The sequence below is a fragment of the Ottowia caeni genome, from assembly GCF_050821495.1.
Lineage (GTDB): Bacteria > Pseudomonadota > Gammaproteobacteria > Burkholderiales > Burkholderiaceae_C > Ottowia > Ottowia caeni.
The window spans coordinates 3,004,937-3,020,281 of the sequence record NZ_CP151080.1 but is presented as its reverse complement, the minus strand read 5'-3'; the positions used below and the strand labels follow the sequence as shown (position 1 = coordinate 3,020,281).

Sequence of the window (15,345 nt, the reverse complement as noted above, 5' to 3'; positions counted from 1 at the left end):
CGACGGTGTGCTTACGGCATACTCTTTCACTTAGCCTTACTTCATGCTGGGTTCGGTACTGTGTGAGTATCTAGGTGTCAAGCCGCGTTTTAATGCCTCGGTTGTCTCGGGTGGCGCCAGCCCGGCCGCGATGCTGAAGCACGCCGCTGAAGCCATCGTTTCTGGTCTGGCGGAAACATTCTGGTGTGCGCAGGCGAGAATCGCGCCACAGGTCAGTCACGGGATGCGGCTCTGGCGGCGCTTCTGGCACTTGGGCGCCCGTATTTCGAGCAGCCCTATGGGGGCTCGATCCCAGGCTATTGCTCCATGATTGCCAAACGGCATGCGCACGTTTATGGGACAACACGGGAGTAGATGGCGCACGTGGCCGTGAATACCCGCGCCCATGCGCTGCTGCACCCCAATGCGCACATGAAAAAGCCGCCCAGCCTCCAGGAAGTGCTGGATGCTAAGCCCGAGGATCCGCTGGTCATGCTTTATGGCTGCCTGGTCTTAGACGCTGGCGGGGCTTTTATCGTTACGTCGGCCGAACGTGCCCGGGACCTGAAGTCCAAGCCTGCATATCTGCAGGGAATAGGTGAACTTCACACACACGAGGATTTGATGCGCGCGCCTAGCCTGACCGAGTTTGGTGCGACCGAATCTGGCAACACGGGGTATCAAATGGCCGGCCTCGGGCCAGAGGACATAGACGTTGCTGAACTGTACGACTGTTTCAGCATTGTGCCGATTATCGAGCTGGAAGAACTTGGCTTTGTGAAGCCGGGGGAGGGAGGGGCATTTTTTGCGGAAGGACATGCCCGGATCGGTGGAAAGTTGCCTGTCAACACGCACGGGGGAATGTTGTCGCACGCCCATGCGGGCGCTGCGGGCGGCTTGTTCGGCATCGTGGAAGCAGTACGTCAACTGCGCGGTGGCCTGGGCGACCGACAGGTTCAAGGTGCAGAAGTGGCGTTGGTGCACAACGAAGGGGGCATTCTGTCTTCGCACTGCACTCTCATTCTGGCAAATGCCAAGGGTTAACCTGGGAAAGAATCAAAAAAATGAGCTTCGATGCAAAGCCGCGCGGTCTGTACTTCGACGATTTTGAAATCGGCCTGGAGATCATCACACCTGCTCGCACCATCACGTCCACAGATATCGTCAGCTTCGCTTGCCTCACGGGTGATTTCAACGAAGTTGATACAAACTTCGAGTATTGCAAGATCACGCCGTTCGGAGAGCCCATCGCGCATGGCCCGTTGATCTATGGAATCATGGGGGGGCTGCAGTATGCCAGTGGCGTGAACGATGGTACCCTTATCGGACTTCTCGGCATCGACCAGTGGCGCATGCTGTCGCAGGTCAAGCATGGCGACACCATCCGTGTCGTCCAGAAAGTGGTTGAGAAAAAAGAGACGAGCAAGCTCGATCGTGGGGTTATTTCTTTCTTGCGACAGTGTGTGAATCAGAACGGTACTGTCGTTCAGGAGATGAAGGCAACTCTGATGTACAAACGCCGCCAGAAAGCCTGAAGCCATGCCTCTTTCCCCGCCCGCTCCACGTAAGGAAGCGCATCATCGTGTCATCGACATGAGAGCGTATGCCCGAGAAGACGGGCTTTACGATGTTGAGGGGCGCTTGGTGGATACCAAGCCGTTTGAGTTCGAGCGGCTTGCTGTTGAGAAGCCCATACCGATCGGCGAGGCGCTGCATGATATTTCCGTGCGACTGACGTTCGACCGGGACTACTTGGTTCATGCCATAGAGGCATCTTCAGACGTCACACCGTTTGGACTCTGCAAGGAGGCGGAAGCCACACTTCAGGTGCTGGTGGGGGAGAGAATTGCGCGAGGCTGGTCAGCCAAAGTAAAGGAAAAGTTGCGTGGTTCGGCCAGTTGCACGCATCTGATGGAGATGCTCATTCCTATGGCCACTACTGCCCTGCAAGGTGTGCGGGGGCTACAGCCGAAGCAAGAGCGGAGAGCTGCCGGCGACGGCGTTCCTATGCAACTCGACACTTGCTATGCGTATGGAAGATCTCGGGAGGTAGTCCTCCGATTTTGGCCACAACAATATGTGCCCACATCGAAGTAGTAGTAGTCTGTCTGTGGAACAGGGGCCGGCATTCAGACTTTTCTGTCCGGCCATGCGAGGACTATGCCGTTTCCTGCCCGTCTCGTGTCGGTTTTTCACGACTCAGTTAAAATGATGACATTCCAAGTGGGGGTGTCTGGATTGTGCTCTTCCGGAGCCGATACCGTGCGGCCCTAAGCGTATCACCAGGTTACAAGAGCGAGAAAGGCATTGCTGGTTATGACACCGCGAACTTGCACCACCTTCGAGGGGTTTTTCCACGCCTGAGCGCCGGCCGTCGCGCCTCATGCGAGGCGCTCATTGACAGACACAGAGATGAAAGCGCGGCCGGTTCCGCGCTTTTTTGTTGTTCCTTCGCAAGGCCAACGGGTTGATTTCCGCATCCGCATCCGAATTCGCATTGAAAGATAAGAAATATGGTTCACATCACGCTTGCTGACGGCTCCCAGCGCGAGTTTCCTGGCCCAGTGACAGTCGCTGAGGTCGCGCAATCTATAAGCTCCGGTTTGGCCAAGGCGGCTCTGGGGGCTAAGGTCGACGGCAAGCTGGTCGATACCAGCTACACCATTGAGCAGGACGCGCCGCTGACCATTGTCACTGCCAAGGACGCGGAAGGCCTGGAGCTGATTCGCCATTCCACGGCGCACTTGTTGGCCTACGCGGTAAAGGAGCTCTTTCCGGAAGCCCAGGTCACCATTGGTCCAGTGATCGACAACGGGTTCTATTACGATTTTTCGTACAAGCGCCCGTTCACGCCCGAAGATCTGACCGCCATCGAGAAGAAAATGTCCGCGCTTGCCTCCAAGGACGAGCCGGTTGTGCGCAGAGTGCTGCCTCGCGACGAAGCCGTGGCTTACTTCAAAGGCCTGGGTGAGCACTACAAAGCCGAGATCATCGCCAGCATTCCCTCCAACGAGGATGTGTCGCTGTACCGCGAAGGAGCCTTCGAGGATCTTTGCCGTGGCCCGCACGTGCCCTCCACGGGAAAGCTCAAGCACTTCAAGCTAATGAAGGTGGCGGGTGCCTACTGGCGCGGCGATCACCGCAATGAGATGCTCCAGCGCATTTACGGAACCGCCTGGGCGACCAAGGACGATCTGCAAAACTACCTGCGCATGCTGGAGGAGGCTGAGAAGCGCGACCATCGCAAGCTTGGGAAGGAACTCGATCTATTCCACATAGACGAGCATTCGCCGGGCACGGTATTCTGGCACCCCAAGGGGTGGACGCTCTGGCAGCAGGTAGAGCAATACATGCGCCGTGTGTACATCGATAACGGCTACCAAGAGGTCAAAGGCCCGCAGATCCTTGATAAAACCCTGTGGGAGAAAACAGGGCACTGGGACAAGTACCGCGACAACATGTTCATCACCGAGTCGGAAAAGCGCGACTACGCGCTCAAGCCGATGAACTGCCCAGGCCACATTCTGATTTTCAAGCAGGGCTTGAAAAGTTACCGCGATCTTCCGCTGCGCTTTGGTGAGTTCGGCAACTGCCACCGCAACGAGCCTAGTGGCGGTTTGCACGGCATCATGCGCGTGCGGGGTTTCACGCAAGACGACGGCCATATTTTCTGCACTCCTGAACAAATCCAGGCGGAATGCACGGCTTATACGGCACTGCTTCAGAAGGTTTACAAGGATTTTGGTTTCACCGAGATCATCTACAAACTGGCCACACGGCCCGCAGAGCGCATAGGTTCCGACGAAAGCTGGGATCAGGCCGAGAATGCCCTCATGGAGGGGTTGCGTGCGTCGGGGTGCGAGTTCGAGATCAGCCCCGGAGAGGGCGCCTTCTATGGCCCCAAGATCGAATACACCCTGAAAGATGCCCTGGGCCGTGAATGGCAGTGCGGCACCATGCAGGTTGACCCCAACATGCCAGAGCGGCTCGATGCAGAATACGTGGGTGAAGACGGTGCGCGTCATCGTCCGGTTATGCTGCACCGGGCCATCGTCGGCAGTCTGGAGCGTTTTATAGGCATGCTCATAGAACACTACGCCGGAGCCCTGCCCGTGTGGCTGGCGCCGGTGCAGGTGGCTGTGCTCAATATCACGGATTCCCAGGCGGATTACGTCGAAACCGTGGCGAAAACGCTGCGCGATCAAGGGGTTAGGGTGCTCACCGATCTGCGCAACGAGAAGATAACGTATAAAATACGCGAGCATTCGTTGCAAAAGCTGCCTTACATCCTTGTCGTAGGCGATAAGGAGCGGGAAGCTGGCGCCGTTGCGGTGCGCGCCCGAGGCAATGTCGATCTCGGTGTGATGTCACTCGATGCGTTTTCCAGGCGCGTCTCCGAGGACATTGCTTCCAAAGCCTGATTTTCTGTTTGAAGCAAGCTCTGGCTGTGTGCAGTGTGCGGCTATCGCTACGGTCTCCGTAGCATTTATGTATGAAGGATTTTTGCCATCGCTACCAATTTTCGTGATCGTCGCCAACGGGAAGAGCGCGCGCATCGTCTGAATCGAGAAATCATGGCCCCCGAGGTGCGCCTCAACGGACCAGAGAACGAGTCTTTAGGCGTCGTACCCATTCAGGAAGCTCTGCGCCTGGCCGGCGAGTATGACGTCGACTTGGTTGAAGTTGTCGCCAACGCCAATCCGCCGGTCTGCCGGCTGATGGACTACGGCAAGTTCAAGTACATCGAGCAGAAGAAGGCCGCTGAAGCCAAAGCCAAGCAGACGGTCATCGAAATCAAGGAAGTCAAGTTCCGCCCTGGTACGGACGACGGCGACTACAACATCAAGATGCGTAACATCCGCCGCTTCCTGGCAGATGGTGACAAAGTCAAGGTGACGCTACGTTTCCGCGGTCGCGAGATCACGCACCAGGAGTTGGGCATGGCATTGCTTAACCGCATTCGTGACGAGTTGGCTGATCAGATCCTGGTGGAGCAGTTTCCCAAGTTGGAAGGCCGCCAGATGATCATGATGCTCGCACCGGCGCGCAAGAAGCCGGGTGGGGGTGGCGCTGCCAAGCCCGCTCCTGTGGGACAGTCTGCCTCGCAGGAAGTCGGTTGATGTAAGGTGTGAATTTGCGGACACGTTCCGCCCCACGAAGTATCGGGGCAGGACGCGTTGGCAGACAAGCTGGCTGCAAGGCTGGCAACAAGAAGTGTCTCGGGGCCAACAAGGCTGCAAGGAGTTTGCAGACGCCTCACGAGCACAATTGAAGAGTGAGCATTTAAATGCCCAAAATGAAAACCAAGAGCAGCGCGAAGAAACGTTTTCGCGTTCGTCCGGGTGGAACCGTCAAGCGCGGCCAAGCTTTCAAGCGTCACATTTTGACCAAGAAGACCACCAAGAACAAGCGCCAACTGCGCGGTGCCGTGAATGTGCATGAGACCAATATGGGTCACATGGCGCAGATGCTGCCGTTCGCTGGCCTCTGATCAACTGACGAACAAGGAGAAACAGCATGCCTCGCGTCAAACGTGGTGTAACAGCCCGAGCTCGCCATAAGAAAGTCCTCGCCCTTGCCAAGGGTTTCCGCGGTCGCCGCGGTAACGTCTATCGCATCGCCAAACAGGCAGTGATGAAGGCCGGTCAATATGCTTACCGTGACCGCCGTAACAAGAAGCGCGTATTCCGTCAGTTGTGGATCGCCCGTATTAACGCCGCTGCGCGTGAATGCGGCATGACCTACAGCCAGTTTGCCAACGGTATCCGCAAGGCCGGCATCGAAATCGATCGCAAAGTCCTTGCTGACATCGCCGTGCATGACAAGGCGGCATTCGCTGGCATTGTGGAGCAGGCTAAGGCCAAGCTGGCTGCCTGAAGCCCTCTCTGCGGATATCGCTTTCATTAGCGATGTACGCAGATTGCCCAAGGGGTTGAGGCCGGACTGGCTTCAATCCCTTTTTCATTTCATAGTTGTTTCCCGCCCGCCATGAATCCACCCATTTCCGCCGCCAACGAACTTGATGCGATTGTAGAAAGCGCGCGCGCTGCCTTCAGTGAGGCCGGCACACCGGCCGACCTGGAAAATGCGAAGGCGCTCTACCTCGGCAAGACAGGCCGCCTCACTGAGTTGATGAAGGGCCTGGGCGCGCTGCCCGTCGAAGAAAAAGTCACGTGGCGCAGCCATCAATGTGGTCAAGCAAGCGGTTGAGGCAGCTTTGAGCGCCCGCCGCCAGGCTCTACAGGACGCCGAACTCGACCGCCAATTGCGCGCGGAGGCTCTAGACATCACGTTGCCGGGCCGGCAGCGTGGCATGGGCGGCCTGCACCCCATCTCACTGGCTTGGGAGCGTATCGAAGCCATCTTTGGCAGCATGGGTTTTGACGTGGCCGACGGCCCTGAAATCGAGAGTGACTGGTTTAACTTCACGGCGCTCAACAACCCGCCTAATCACCCGGCGCGCTCAATGCAGGACACCTTCTACGTCGACATGAACGACGCCGACGGTCAACCCTATTGCCTACGCACCCATACCAGCCCCATGCAAATCCGCTACGCTGCTGCACACGCCAGGGCGCAGGCGCAGCAGTTGGCGCGCGGCGAGATGAGCGAAATTCGTGTCATAGCGCCAGGCCGCACCTACCGGGTAGACAACGACGCCACCCACTCTCCGATGTTCCATCAAGTGGAAGGGCTCTGGCTGGGTGAGAACGTGAGCTTCAAGGATCTGAAGGTCACTTATCTGAATTTTTGCAAGGCGTTCTTCGAGACGGACGACCTGATCTTGCGCTTCCGGCCCAGCTATTTCCCGTTTACGGAGCCCAGCGCCGAGATCGATATTCAGTTCCAGACCGGCCCATTGGCAGGAAAGTGGCTGGAAGTTTCCGGTTCCGGCCAAGTGCACCCCCAAGTGGTGAGCAACATGGGGTTGGATCCCGAGCGCTTCATCGGTTTCGCCTTCGGTTCGGGCATAGACCGCTTGGCCATGCTCCGCTATGGCGTGAACGACCTGCGTCTGTTCTTCGAAGGTGACGTGCGTTTCCTGCGCCAATTCAGCTAACCGGCTTCTACAGAGATTTTTTATGCAGTTTCCTGAGTCCTGGCTACGAGAGTTCTGTAACCCACCCCTTTCCACGCAACAACTGGCTGAGGCGCTTACCATGGCCGGGCTCGAAGTGGAAGAAGTGCAGAGCGTCGCGCCCCCGTTTTCCAAGATCGTGGTTGGAGAGATCAAGCACGCCGAGCAGCACCCCAACGCCGATCGCCTGCGCGTGTGCCAGGTGGATGTCGGCCAGGAAGCGCTCTTGAACATTGTTTGCGGCGCACCCAACGCCCGCGTGGGTATCAAGGTGCCCTGCGCCATGGTGGGGGCCGAGTTGCCACCTGGCGACGACGGTAAGCCGTTCACCATCAAGATCGGCAAGCTGCGCGGTGTTGAAAGCCAAGGCATGCTGTGCTCGGCGCGCGAACTCAAGCTCTCTGATGATCATGGCGGCCTTCTTGAGTTGCCGGCAGAAACCCCGGTCGGGCAGGATATCCGTCAGGTGCTCTCGCTGGATGAGGCGCTATTCACACTCAAGCTCACGCCCAACCTGGGCCACGCATTGAGCGTTTATGGAATTGCACGAGAACTCGCCGCAATCACTGGGGCGCCGCTGAACACGCCGTCTCACCCGCCAGTGGCCGTAGGCTCTGCTGAAATCCTGCCTGTGAAGATAGAGGCGCCCGATTTGTGCGGGCGCTTCTCGGGCCGTGTCATTCAGGGTGTTAACACCAAGGCGGCTACACCGCAATGGATGATCGATCGCCTGCAGCGCTGCGGCCAGCGTAGCGTGACAGCGCTGGTCGATATCTCGAACTATGTGATGTTCGAGTATGGCCGGCCCACACATATTTTTGATCTCGACAAAATCCATGGTGGCCTCCATGTCCGCTGGGGCAAGGAAGGCGAGCAGCTAAAACTGCTGAACGGCAATACGGTCGCCCTTGATCAGACTGTCGGCGTGATCGCCGATGAGAGCGAGGTTGAGTCCTTGGCCGGCATCATGGGGGGCGATGCCACTGCCGTCTCCGACGACACAAAGAGCGTCTATGTAGAGGCCGCCTTCTGGTGGCCCGACGCCGTTGCCGGCCGTTCGCGTCGGTTCAATTTCAGTACCGACGCCGGACACCGTTTCGAGCGTGGGGTCGACCCCGAACTCACGCTGGCGCACATCGAGCGAATCAGTCAGCTCATCATTGACATCTGCGGCACCCCGGAAACTGTTTGCGGGCCTGTGGATGATCACCAGCCGAACATGCCAAAGCCCCAGCCGGTAACGTTGCGCGTGGCCCGTGCATCCAAGGTTATCGGAATGCCGCTCACGCAGGAGCAGTGTGCAGAGGTCCTGAGGCGACTCGGCCTGCCGCTCACCGAGGGAGACGGCACGATCACGGTGACGCCGCCGGCCTATCGCTTCGATCTGCGCATTGAGGAAGATCTGATTGAGGAAGTTGCGCGCCTGGTGGGCTACCAGCAGCTGCCGACCACGGCTCCGTTGGCACCCATCGTTCCCCGCGTGCGCTCCGAGTCGCGTCGTAGTCCGTTTGCGGTACGCCACCTGCTGGCAGGCCTGGGTTACCTGGAGACCATTAATTTCAGCTTCGTGGAAGAAGCGTGGGAGCGTGACCTCGCCGGTAATGCAGATCCTATCCGTTTGCTCAACCCTATTGCCAGCCAGATGAGCGTCATGCGCTCCTCCCTTATGGGCTCTTTGCTGCAGGTCGTCAAGCACAACACCAACCGCCGCGCGGATCGGGTGCGCGCCTTTGAGATCGGCCGTGCATTCATGCGCGACGCCTCCGCCAAGACCACCGACACCACCGTACAAGGCATCCGCCAGCCCCTGCGAGTGGCTGCAATAGCCTACGGCCCCGCCGGGCGCCAGGGTTGGGAGGGCCGTCAGGCACCGGCAGACTTCTACGATGCCAAGGGCGACGTCGAAGCCTTGCTCGCACCGCGTCAGCCGACCTTCCAGCCGGCCGAGCATCCTGCGCTGCATCCCGGTCGCTCGGCTGCGGTACTGCTAGATGGTCATCCCATTGGATTTGTCGGCGAGTTGCATCCGCGCTGGCGCCAGAGCTGGGAGCTTCAGCAAGCGCCTGTGCTGTTCGAGCTGGACCTGGAGGCTGTGCTAGCTCGTCCTCTGCCGCAGGCTAAAACGGTGCATCGTCACCAGCCCGCTGAACGCGATCTGGCTGTGGTGGTTCCTGAAAGCGTGACGCACGCCCAGCTGATGCAGGTCGTCTGGAAAGCGTCCAGCGATGGCTTGCTGCGCGACGCGGTCCTGTTCGACGTCTATCGTCCGAAGCCAGATGTTGGTTCTTCAGCAGGCGTGGCCCTGGGTGAAAAGAGTCTGGCGGTGCGGCTCACGCTCAGCAGCGCTGAAGCCACGTTGACCGATGAGCAAATTGAATCGGTCGTGCAGTCCGTGATCGGGTCGTTGCAACGCGATCTCGGTGCTCGCCTGAGGGGATGATGCACCTTGGCGAAGGAATGAACAGGAGCGTGGACCCCATGGAATTATCAGTGGAGAGCCTGGAAATATCGGCTCTGACGAAGGCTCAACTTGCAGAGAGGCTATTCGAGCAGATCGGCCTGAACAAGCGCGAATCGAAAGACATGATCGACGCTTTTTTCGACCTGATCAGCCAGAGGCTGATCGAGGGAGAAGAGGTGAAGCTCTCAGGTTTTGGGAATTTTCAGCTACGGGTCAAGGCGCCGCGTCCGGGTCGGAACCCCCGTACGGGAGAGTTGATTCCCATCGAGGCACGCCGGGTTATCACATTCCACGCCAGCCAGAAGCTCAAGGAGCAGGTGCAGGCAGAGGGTGACGAAAACCCACCAGCGCCTTAGAGCCTCCCAAGCCTCTCGGGGGCACCTGGCGTTCGCGGAGAAACAAGAAGTATTCCCTGTAGGAGCGGCTTCAGCCGCGAAGGCCAGCCTTGGCGAGTCATGGAACGCTGCCATCGCGGCTGAAGCCGCTCCTACAAGGGCAGGGGCGCCGAGGCCGTTTTGAGCTTGGAAGTTTTGTTTCTCATGAGCGTGAACTCAACCGAAGGTGGACTAGGTGTTTGACACTAGGTCGAGCAATACGTCGAACACTACACTAACAAGATGCTGGTGAGGTGCTTTTCCAGATGCTAGCGACCGGCCTAACTTCCGTTTTTTGATTTAATGGAGCAAGCTCTTCCTTCTATTCCCGCCAAGCGCTACTTCACCATTGGTGAGGTGGCGGATCTTTGTGGCGTCAAGCCGCATGTGTTGCGCTATTGGGAGCAGGAGTTTACGCAACTGCGCCCGATGAAGCGGCGCGGTAACCGGCGTTACTACCAGCACCATGAAGTGCTCATGATTCGGCGCATTCGCGACTTGCTGTATGACCAGGGCTTCACTATCAACGGGGCGCGCCATAAGCTTCAGGAAATATCCCAGCGGGAACGAGGCAGTGGCTCCGAGGGTGAGGCCGTCTTTGAAGGCGGCAGCGCCGTCGAGTCTGATGAATCTAATTCAAGCGAATCCAACCAAAACGCGGCGCACGTTTGCGGCGCGGTTCCCGAGCAGATCTCCTTGGTGATGAAAGAGCTCCGGGAAATTCGAGAGCTGCTGACTGTTTCGCCTTGACACGCTTTCTTGGCGACTTCAGGGTACTGGTGCTCGGGTTAGACTGCAAAGCTTTTTAGTCAGGCGAAATGGTCCAGCAAGTTAGAGTGCGTACCAGTCTCACCGGCGTGGCGCTGGTGCGCCTGCTTGAGACGTTGACCGACTCCCGCGTGCGGGTAGGCGATGCACGTGCGGGCTTTGTCGACGGGTTGGTGCAATGGGTGGGCTGGGCCGATGCCATTGCGCTTTCTGCTGCTCTGGATCGACCTCTGGCGGCCGGGGCAACGAGTTTCTTGGAGTTCGATGCGCGTGCACAGTGCGAACGTGTTCGTGCTACTGTCGCCCAGGCCTTAACGCGCGATGTTGCCGCGATGGACGCAGATATTGGATACACGCTTTTGCGTCGGCGGTTCGTAGCGCACCAGCAGTTCCTGGAAGAGAAGGTGGGCGAGTTGCGTGAAAGTGTACGTGCAGCGTTGGCGGCACGAACTCCGGAGCTAGCGCGCCTGGCGGCCGTGGATGCCGTCATGACGCGCGCCCTGAGTGCACAGGAAAGACGGCTTTTGGCAAGTATTCCCGGCCTGATGGAAAGACATTGCAGACGCCTGCGCGAAGCGGGTGATGATGAAGGCGAGGCAAATGACACTTGGGTGAATGTGTTTCGCCAAGATATGTATGCCGTGCTGCTCGCTGAGCTGGATCTCCGAATGCAACCAGTAGAAGGGCTCATTGAAGCCCTGGATGACAATTGATGATGAAACTGATTTTTACTGCTGCTTTAGTGGCAGGATTGGCCGTTCTGGGGTGGGTGGGGGCTGGCTACATTGGCGGTCATACGCTTGCACTTGCCCTGACGCTCCTGATTGCGGCCTTCTACATGGCGGGGGCGTGGGAGTTGTGGCTGTTCCGCCGCGGAAGTAGCGCCTTGGAACGGGCGCTGAAGAGCTTGAAAGATGCCCCTGCAAACTTGGATGGCTGGCTCGCATCTTTGCCTGCGGGGTTGTCCATTCCGGTGCGCCAGCGGGTGGAGGGGGGCGGTCAGGCCTTCCTGGACCCGTGCTGGTTTCCTACATCACCGGGCTGCTCGTTCTTCTCGGCATGCTGGGCACCTTCCTTGGCATGGTCGTGACCTTGCGTGGCACAGGTTCGGCGCTATTGGGTGCAGAGGGCTTGCAGGCCATTCGGGATGCACTCGCAGCTCCTGTGCGCGGCCTGGGCTTGGCCTTTGGAACATCCGTAGCAGGGGTAGGCGCATCCGCTGCGCTGGGGCTCATGACTTCGCTGGCCCGCCGGGAGCGTCTACATGTGGCTCAGCAACTGGATGCTGCCATGGCCACCGTCCTGCGGCCATTCACCGCGCAACATCAACGAGAAGCTTCGCTGCACCTGATGGAGCAGCAGGTCAGCATGATGCCTGCGCTGGTCGAGAAAATTGGTTCCCTGCTTGCTACGTTGGAACTCCAGCAGGCAGCACTGAATGAGCGCCTCACGGCGGAGCAGGCGCGTTTTCATGCGACTACTGAAACGGCCTACGCCAGCCTGGCTGCATCAGTGGAGCGATCTCTCACCACCAGCGCCATCGAGAGCGCACGCCATGCGGGAGAGGCCATGCAGCCCGCTGTTCAGGCGGCACTTCAGGGGCTCGCCAGTGAAAGTTCGCGGTTGCAAGCAGCCCAGGCTGAACAGGTGCGCGCTCAACTGAGCGGCATGGCAAGCCAGTTTGGTGAAGCTACCGATTCCGTCACCAAGCAGTGGACTGCAGCGCTCACCACGCACCAACAGACCAGCGAAGCCGCTACGCAAGCTTTGCGGGGAATGCTTGGCGAATTCGCCGGCACCTTCCAAACCCGCACCGCCGAGTTGTCGGAAGTGCTCATGCAGCGCCTGGAGTCTCAGGCCCAGGCCTACTCCGCACGTTGGAGCGAGGCGTTGGCCCTCCAGGCTCAAAGCAACGAGCAGTGGACCTTGCATCATCATCAAGCGCTGGAGGCTGCGGCGCTCACTGCACGGCAGTCACAGGCCGAACTGCAGAAGGCTCTCGTAGAGCAGGCTCAGCTACACCAAGCTGAATGGAAAGAATCACTGCGATCCCTTGCAACAGCCCTGCAACAGGAGTGGCGCCTTGCAGGTACACACAGTGCTGAGCAGTGGCAGGGTTTGGCCGTGACTCTGTCTCGTACTGCAGAAAGCATTACCGGTCAGCTGGACAAGCAGGTGCAAAGCACGCTGGCTGAAATTCGTACCCTGATGCAGGCTACCGCAGATATTCCCGGTGCTGCCGCAAAAGCCATCAGTGACCTGACCACAGCGCAAGCAGAAACTCAACGTCGTTTGGCCAAGGATGACGAGGCTCGGCAGTCCGCCTGGACGGAGTCATTGTGTGCGGTTGCTTCTGCGCTTCAAGCTCAATGGCAGGAAGCGGGTGCCCGAAGTGCACAGCAGTGGCAAGACTTGGGCGACATGCTCTCAAGTACGGCAGCAGGCATCACGCAAGAACTTGAAGTTCGGACGCAGAGCACTTTGGCTGAAATTGGCACCTTGGTTCAGGCTGCCTCCGAGGCTCCTCGTGCAGCAGCACAAGTGATAGGCGAGCTGAAGCAGGCGCATGACGAACTCCACAACCGCCTTGCGTTGCAAGATGAAGCGCGACAAACTGCCTGGACTGATTCGCTGCGCACCGTTGCATCAACGCTGCAAGCGGAGTGGCAGCAAGCAGGCGCGCGCAGCGCCCAACAATGGCATGGGTGGAGCGAAGAGTTGTCGCGCACAGCAGAAGGAATCACACGCCAACTGGAAACGCAGGCGCTGAGCATGCTCAGCGAGATCAGCACGCTGATGCAATCAGCTTCGGCTGCGCCTCAGGCGGCCGCGGAGGTGATTGGCGAGCTGCGTCAGAAGCTGTCCGACAGCATGGTGCATGACAACGCCATGCTGGAGGAGCGCACCCGGATCCTGCAAACTCTTTCCACGCTGTTAGATTCAGTCAATCAGGCTGCGGCGGAGCAGCGAAGCGCCATAGATGCACTGGTGTCCACGACCTCAGGCTTGATGGAGCGTGCCAGCGCACGTTTTGCAGAGACGCTGGATGCTCAAACCGAACGGATAGACGCAGTGGCTGCACAGTTGACCGGAAGCGCAGTCGAGGTGGCTAGCCTTGGGGAAGCCTTTGGCGCGGGTGTACAGCACTTTGGGGAGGCCAACCAGCAGCTTGTGGAGCAACTGCAGCGCGTTGAGTCGGCGCTTACCAAATCATTGGCGCGCAGTGACGAGCAACTTGATTACTACGTTGCTCAGGCGCGGGAAGTGGTTGAGTTGAGCACCGGTGCGCAAACGCAGATCATCGACGAGCTGCGGCAACTCGCTGCCGAACGTGCTGCCGCTTCTGCCGATGCAGTAGCCTAGTAATATGTACATCGACGATCTTTCGCAGGACACGGAAGAGCTCTCCAGCCCTGTCTGGGCGGTGTTTGGCGATCTTATGGCCGGGGCACTGGGTGCGTTTGCCCTGATTCTGGTGGCTGCGCTGGGTATGCAAATGGAGTTGGCCGAGCGCTTGAAGGTCGAGCAGCACGAGCGTCAGGTACAAACGCAACGCTTGCAATCGCTTGAACAAGCCCTGGCTGCACCGTTGGCTGCAGGCCGCGTAACCTTGACGGACGGACGCATAGGAATCAGTGGAAGCGTGCTCTTTGAATTCAATTCCGCCGAACTGCAACCAGAAGGCCAGCGGCTTCTCCAGAGCCTGGTTCAACCGCTCGCGAACTACCTGCGCGAGCGAGGGGAGATCCTCATGGTGAGCGGTTTCACCGACGACCGACCCATGCGGCAAACTCGCTTGGAGGGTGAGATGCGGTTCGTTGACAACTGGGAGCTTTCTGCGCAGCGTGCATTAACGGTTACACGCGCGCTGATTGATGCAGGCGTGCCGTCGTCGGCAGTTTTCGCTGCCGCGTTTGGGTCTGAGCAGGCCGTGGCATCCAACGCGGACGCTGAAGGGCGCGCACGCAACCGTCGTGTGGAAATGGCGCCCATGCCGCGCGTGAAAGCACCTTGAACTCAAGTTGAGCCATGAATTCGAGTTTGAATGATGCGCTCATTGAAGCATTGGCTCGCCGCGCGGACCGCTATGAAGGTGCAGCACGTCGCGTGCTGGATGCTCGCCTGGCCGCGCTCAGAGCGCAGAGGTGCCTGGTGCCGGCAAAGCCGCCCGTATGCCACAGTCTGCCAGGTTCACGGGGTCCGTTGGGGCAACTTGCTGATGGTTTGGTTGCTCGGCACCAGCACAGAGAGCCGCTGCCTAGCTTGGCGGGACCGGCAGGATCAGTGCCTACGCCTCAATTTACGGCAGACCGCGAACTGAGCACGCTGCGCCAGTTTCGGGGGTCATGGGCCCGACTGTCTGCTGAGCAACGCCTTCGCCAGGCGCTGGCGCAAGTGCCGGCCCAAGCGGGACCCCTCAACTCGAATCATCTTGTTCACCGCGCGCTGGTGGCAATGCAGGAAATATCTCCTGCCTACCTGCAGCGCTTCGTGAACTACGTTGATACTCTGCTATGGCTGGATCAACAGCAGACCACTACTTCTCCTGCCGCCACTTCAGCGCGACAGGAGAAGCGGCGGGGGACCAGCAAAGCACGAAAATAAATCGTCAAGCAACAGCAATGTTTCTGCGCGCTTCTAGGATTTCTCCCTCGTCGTCCTTCCAGAGCAAAGGCAGCAGGCAC

16 protein-coding genes and 1 pseudogene are annotated in these 15,345 nt (G+C 58.8%); all 17 read left to right on the top strand.

All coding sequences use genetic code 11. The features are described from left to right. The first annotated feature begins 43 nt into the window (after positions 1 to 43). The 17 genes and pseudogenes from AAAK34_RS14330 (at position 44) to AAAK34_RS14250 (ending at position 15,265) form a co-directional block, all read left to right on the top strand. On the top strand, positions 44 to 310 hold the full coding sequence (locus AAAK34_RS14330; RefSeq protein ID WP_431777414.1) for a hypothetical protein: 267 nt from the start codon (positions 44 to 46) through the stop codon (positions 308 to 310). Between the two features lie 59 nt (positions 311 to 369). Continuing rightward, entirely contained in the window at positions 370 to 1,023 is a 654-nt protein-coding gene (locus tag AAAK34_RS14325; RefSeq protein WP_231695807.1) for a thiolase C-terminal domain-containing protein, read from the top strand. A gap of 20 nt (positions 1,024 to 1,043) precedes the next feature. Next, the gene (locus AAAK34_RS14320; RefSeq protein WP_231695808.1) at positions 1,044 to 1,514 is read left to right on the top strand and encodes a MaoC/PaaZ C-terminal domain-containing protein; all 471 of its coding nucleotides are present in this window, start codon (positions 1,044 to 1,046) and stop codon (positions 1,512 to 1,514) included. Positions 1,515 to 1,518: 4 nt separating this feature from the next. Then, positions 1,519 to 2,076: a DUF2889 domain-containing protein gene (locus tag AAAK34_RS14315; RefSeq protein ID WP_231695809.1), complete on the top strand. Its 558-nt coding sequence runs from the start codon at positions 1,519 to 1,521 to the stop codon at positions 2,074 to 2,076. A 416-nt stretch (positions 2,077 to 2,492) separates the two neighbouring features. After that, positions 2,493 to 4,400 carry a threonine--tRNA ligase gene (thrS, locus tag AAAK34_RS14310; RefSeq protein ID WP_231695810.1) on the top strand — a complete coding sequence of 636 codons (1,908 nt, stop codon included), beginning with the start codon at positions 2,493 to 2,495 and terminating at the stop codon, positions 4,398 to 4,400. A 78-nt stretch (positions 4,401 to 4,478) separates the two neighbouring features. Next, positions 4,479 to 5,099 (top strand): translation initiation factor IF-3, encoded by a 621-nt coding sequence (infC, locus tag AAAK34_RS14305; protein WP_231695974.1) that lies wholly within the window; start codon positions 4,479 to 4,481, stop codon positions 5,097 to 5,099. Positions 5,100 to 5,266: 167 nt separating this feature from the next. After that, positions 5,267 to 5,470 (top strand): 50S ribosomal protein L35, encoded by a 204-nt coding sequence (gene rpmI / locus AAAK34_RS14300; RefSeq protein WP_028601240.1) that lies wholly within the window; start codon positions 5,267 to 5,269, stop codon positions 5,468 to 5,470. 26 nt (positions 5,471 to 5,496) lie between these two features. Next, positions 5,497 to 5,856 (top strand): 50S ribosomal protein L20, encoded by a 360-nt coding sequence (gene rplT / locus AAAK34_RS14295; RefSeq protein ID WP_231695811.1) that lies wholly within the window; start codon positions 5,497 to 5,499, stop codon positions 5,854 to 5,856. Between the two features lie 111 nt (positions 5,857 to 5,967). After that, positions 5,968 to 7,039 (top strand): annotated as a pseudogene (gene pheS / locus AAAK34_RS14290) (phenylalanine--tRNA ligase subunit alpha). A gap of 22 nt (positions 7,040 to 7,061) precedes the next feature. Beyond that, positions 7,062 to 9,497 carry a phenylalanine--tRNA ligase subunit beta gene (gene pheT / locus AAAK34_RS14285; protein WP_231695813.1) on the top strand — a complete coding sequence of 812 codons (2,436 nt, stop codon included), beginning with the start codon at positions 7,062 to 7,064 and terminating at the stop codon, positions 9,495 to 9,497. 38 nt (positions 9,498 to 9,535) lie between these two features. Further along, complete coding sequence (locus AAAK34_RS14280) at positions 9,536 to 9,874, top strand: integration host factor subunit alpha (RefSeq protein ID WP_231695975.1); 339 nt, start codon at positions 9,536 to 9,538, stop codon at positions 9,872 to 9,874. Between the two features lie 321 nt (positions 9,875 to 10,195). Further along, positions 10,196 to 10,642, top strand: coding sequence for a MerR family transcriptional regulator (locus AAAK34_RS14275; protein ID WP_231695814.1), 447 nt, complete (start codon positions 10,196 to 10,198; stop codon positions 10,640 to 10,642). 68 nt (positions 10,643 to 10,710) lie between these two features. Then, complete coding sequence (locus AAAK34_RS14270) at positions 10,711 to 11,373, top strand: DUF3348 family protein (RefSeq protein ID WP_231695815.1); 663 nt, start codon at positions 10,711 to 10,713, stop codon at positions 11,371 to 11,373. Then, positions 11,373 to 11,750, top strand: coding sequence for a hypothetical protein (locus AAAK34_RS14265; RefSeq protein ID WP_431777413.1), 378 nt, complete (start codon positions 11,373 to 11,375; stop codon positions 11,748 to 11,750). Before AAAK34_RS14270 ends, AAAK34_RS14265 begins: the two co-directional genes overlap by 1 nt. Next, positions 11,678 to 14,023: a DUF802 domain-containing protein gene (locus AAAK34_RS14260; RefSeq protein WP_431777412.1), complete on the top strand. Its 2,346-nt coding sequence runs from the start codon at positions 11,678 to 11,680 to the stop codon at positions 14,021 to 14,023. The genes AAAK34_RS14265 and AAAK34_RS14260 overlap by 73 nt, the downstream gene beginning before the upstream one ends. Before the next feature lie 4 nt (positions 14,024 to 14,027). Beyond that, positions 14,028 to 14,675 (top strand): OmpA family protein, encoded by a 648-nt coding sequence (locus AAAK34_RS14255; protein WP_231695817.1) that lies wholly within the window; start codon positions 14,028 to 14,030, stop codon positions 14,673 to 14,675. 14 nt (positions 14,676 to 14,689) lie between these two features. Next, the gene (locus tag AAAK34_RS14250) at positions 14,690 to 15,265 is read left to right on the top strand and encodes a DUF2894 domain-containing protein (protein WP_431777411.1); all 576 of its coding nucleotides are present in this window, start codon (positions 14,690 to 14,692) and stop codon (positions 15,263 to 15,265) included. Positions 15,266 to 15,345: the final 80 nt, after the last annotated feature.

Coding starts and splice junctions, on each gene's coding strand:
- AAAK34_RS14330 (WP_431777414.1), top strand. CDS start 44: ATGCTGGGTTCGGTACTGTGTGAGTATCTAGGTGTCAAGCCGCGTTTT.
- AAAK34_RS14320 (WP_231695808.1), top strand. CDS start 1,044: ATGAGCTTCGATGCAAAGCCGCGCGGTCTGTACTTCGACGATTTTGAA.
- AAAK34_RS14315 (WP_231695809.1), top strand. CDS start 1,519: ATGCCTCTTTCCCCGCCCGCTCCACGTAAGGAAGCGCATCATCGTGTC.
- thrS (WP_231695810.1), top strand. CDS start 2,493: ATGGTTCACATCACGCTTGCTGACGGCTCCCAGCGCGAGTTTCCTGGC.
- rpmI (WP_028601240.1), top strand. CDS start 5,267: ATGCCCAAAATGAAAACCAAGAGCAGCGCGAAGAAACGTTTTCGCGTT.
- rplT (WP_231695811.1), top strand. CDS start 5,497: ATGCCTCGCGTCAAACGTGGTGTAACAGCCCGAGCTCGCCATAAGAAA.
- pheT (WP_231695813.1), top strand. CDS start 7,062: ATGCAGTTTCCTGAGTCCTGGCTACGAGAGTTCTGTAACCCACCCCTT.
- AAAK34_RS14280 (WP_231695975.1), top strand. CDS start 9,536: ATGGAATTATCAGTGGAGAGCCTGGAAATATCGGCTCTGACGAAGGCT.
- AAAK34_RS14275 (WP_231695814.1), top strand. CDS start 10,196: ATGGAGCAAGCTCTTCCTTCTATTCCCGCCAAGCGCTACTTCACCATT.
- AAAK34_RS14270 (WP_231695815.1), top strand. CDS start 10,711: ATGGTCCAGCAAGTTAGAGTGCGTACCAGTCTCACCGGCGTGGCGCTG.
- AAAK34_RS14265 (WP_431777413.1), top strand. CDS start 11,373: ATGATGAAACTGATTTTTACTGCTGCTTTAGTGGCAGGATTGGCCGTT.
- AAAK34_RS14255 (WP_231695817.1), top strand. CDS start 14,028: ATGTACATCGACGATCTTTCGCAGGACACGGAAGAGCTCTCCAGCCCT.
- AAAK34_RS14250 (WP_431777411.1), top strand. CDS start 14,690: ATGAATTCGAGTTTGAATGATGCGCTCATTGAAGCATTGGCTCGCCGC.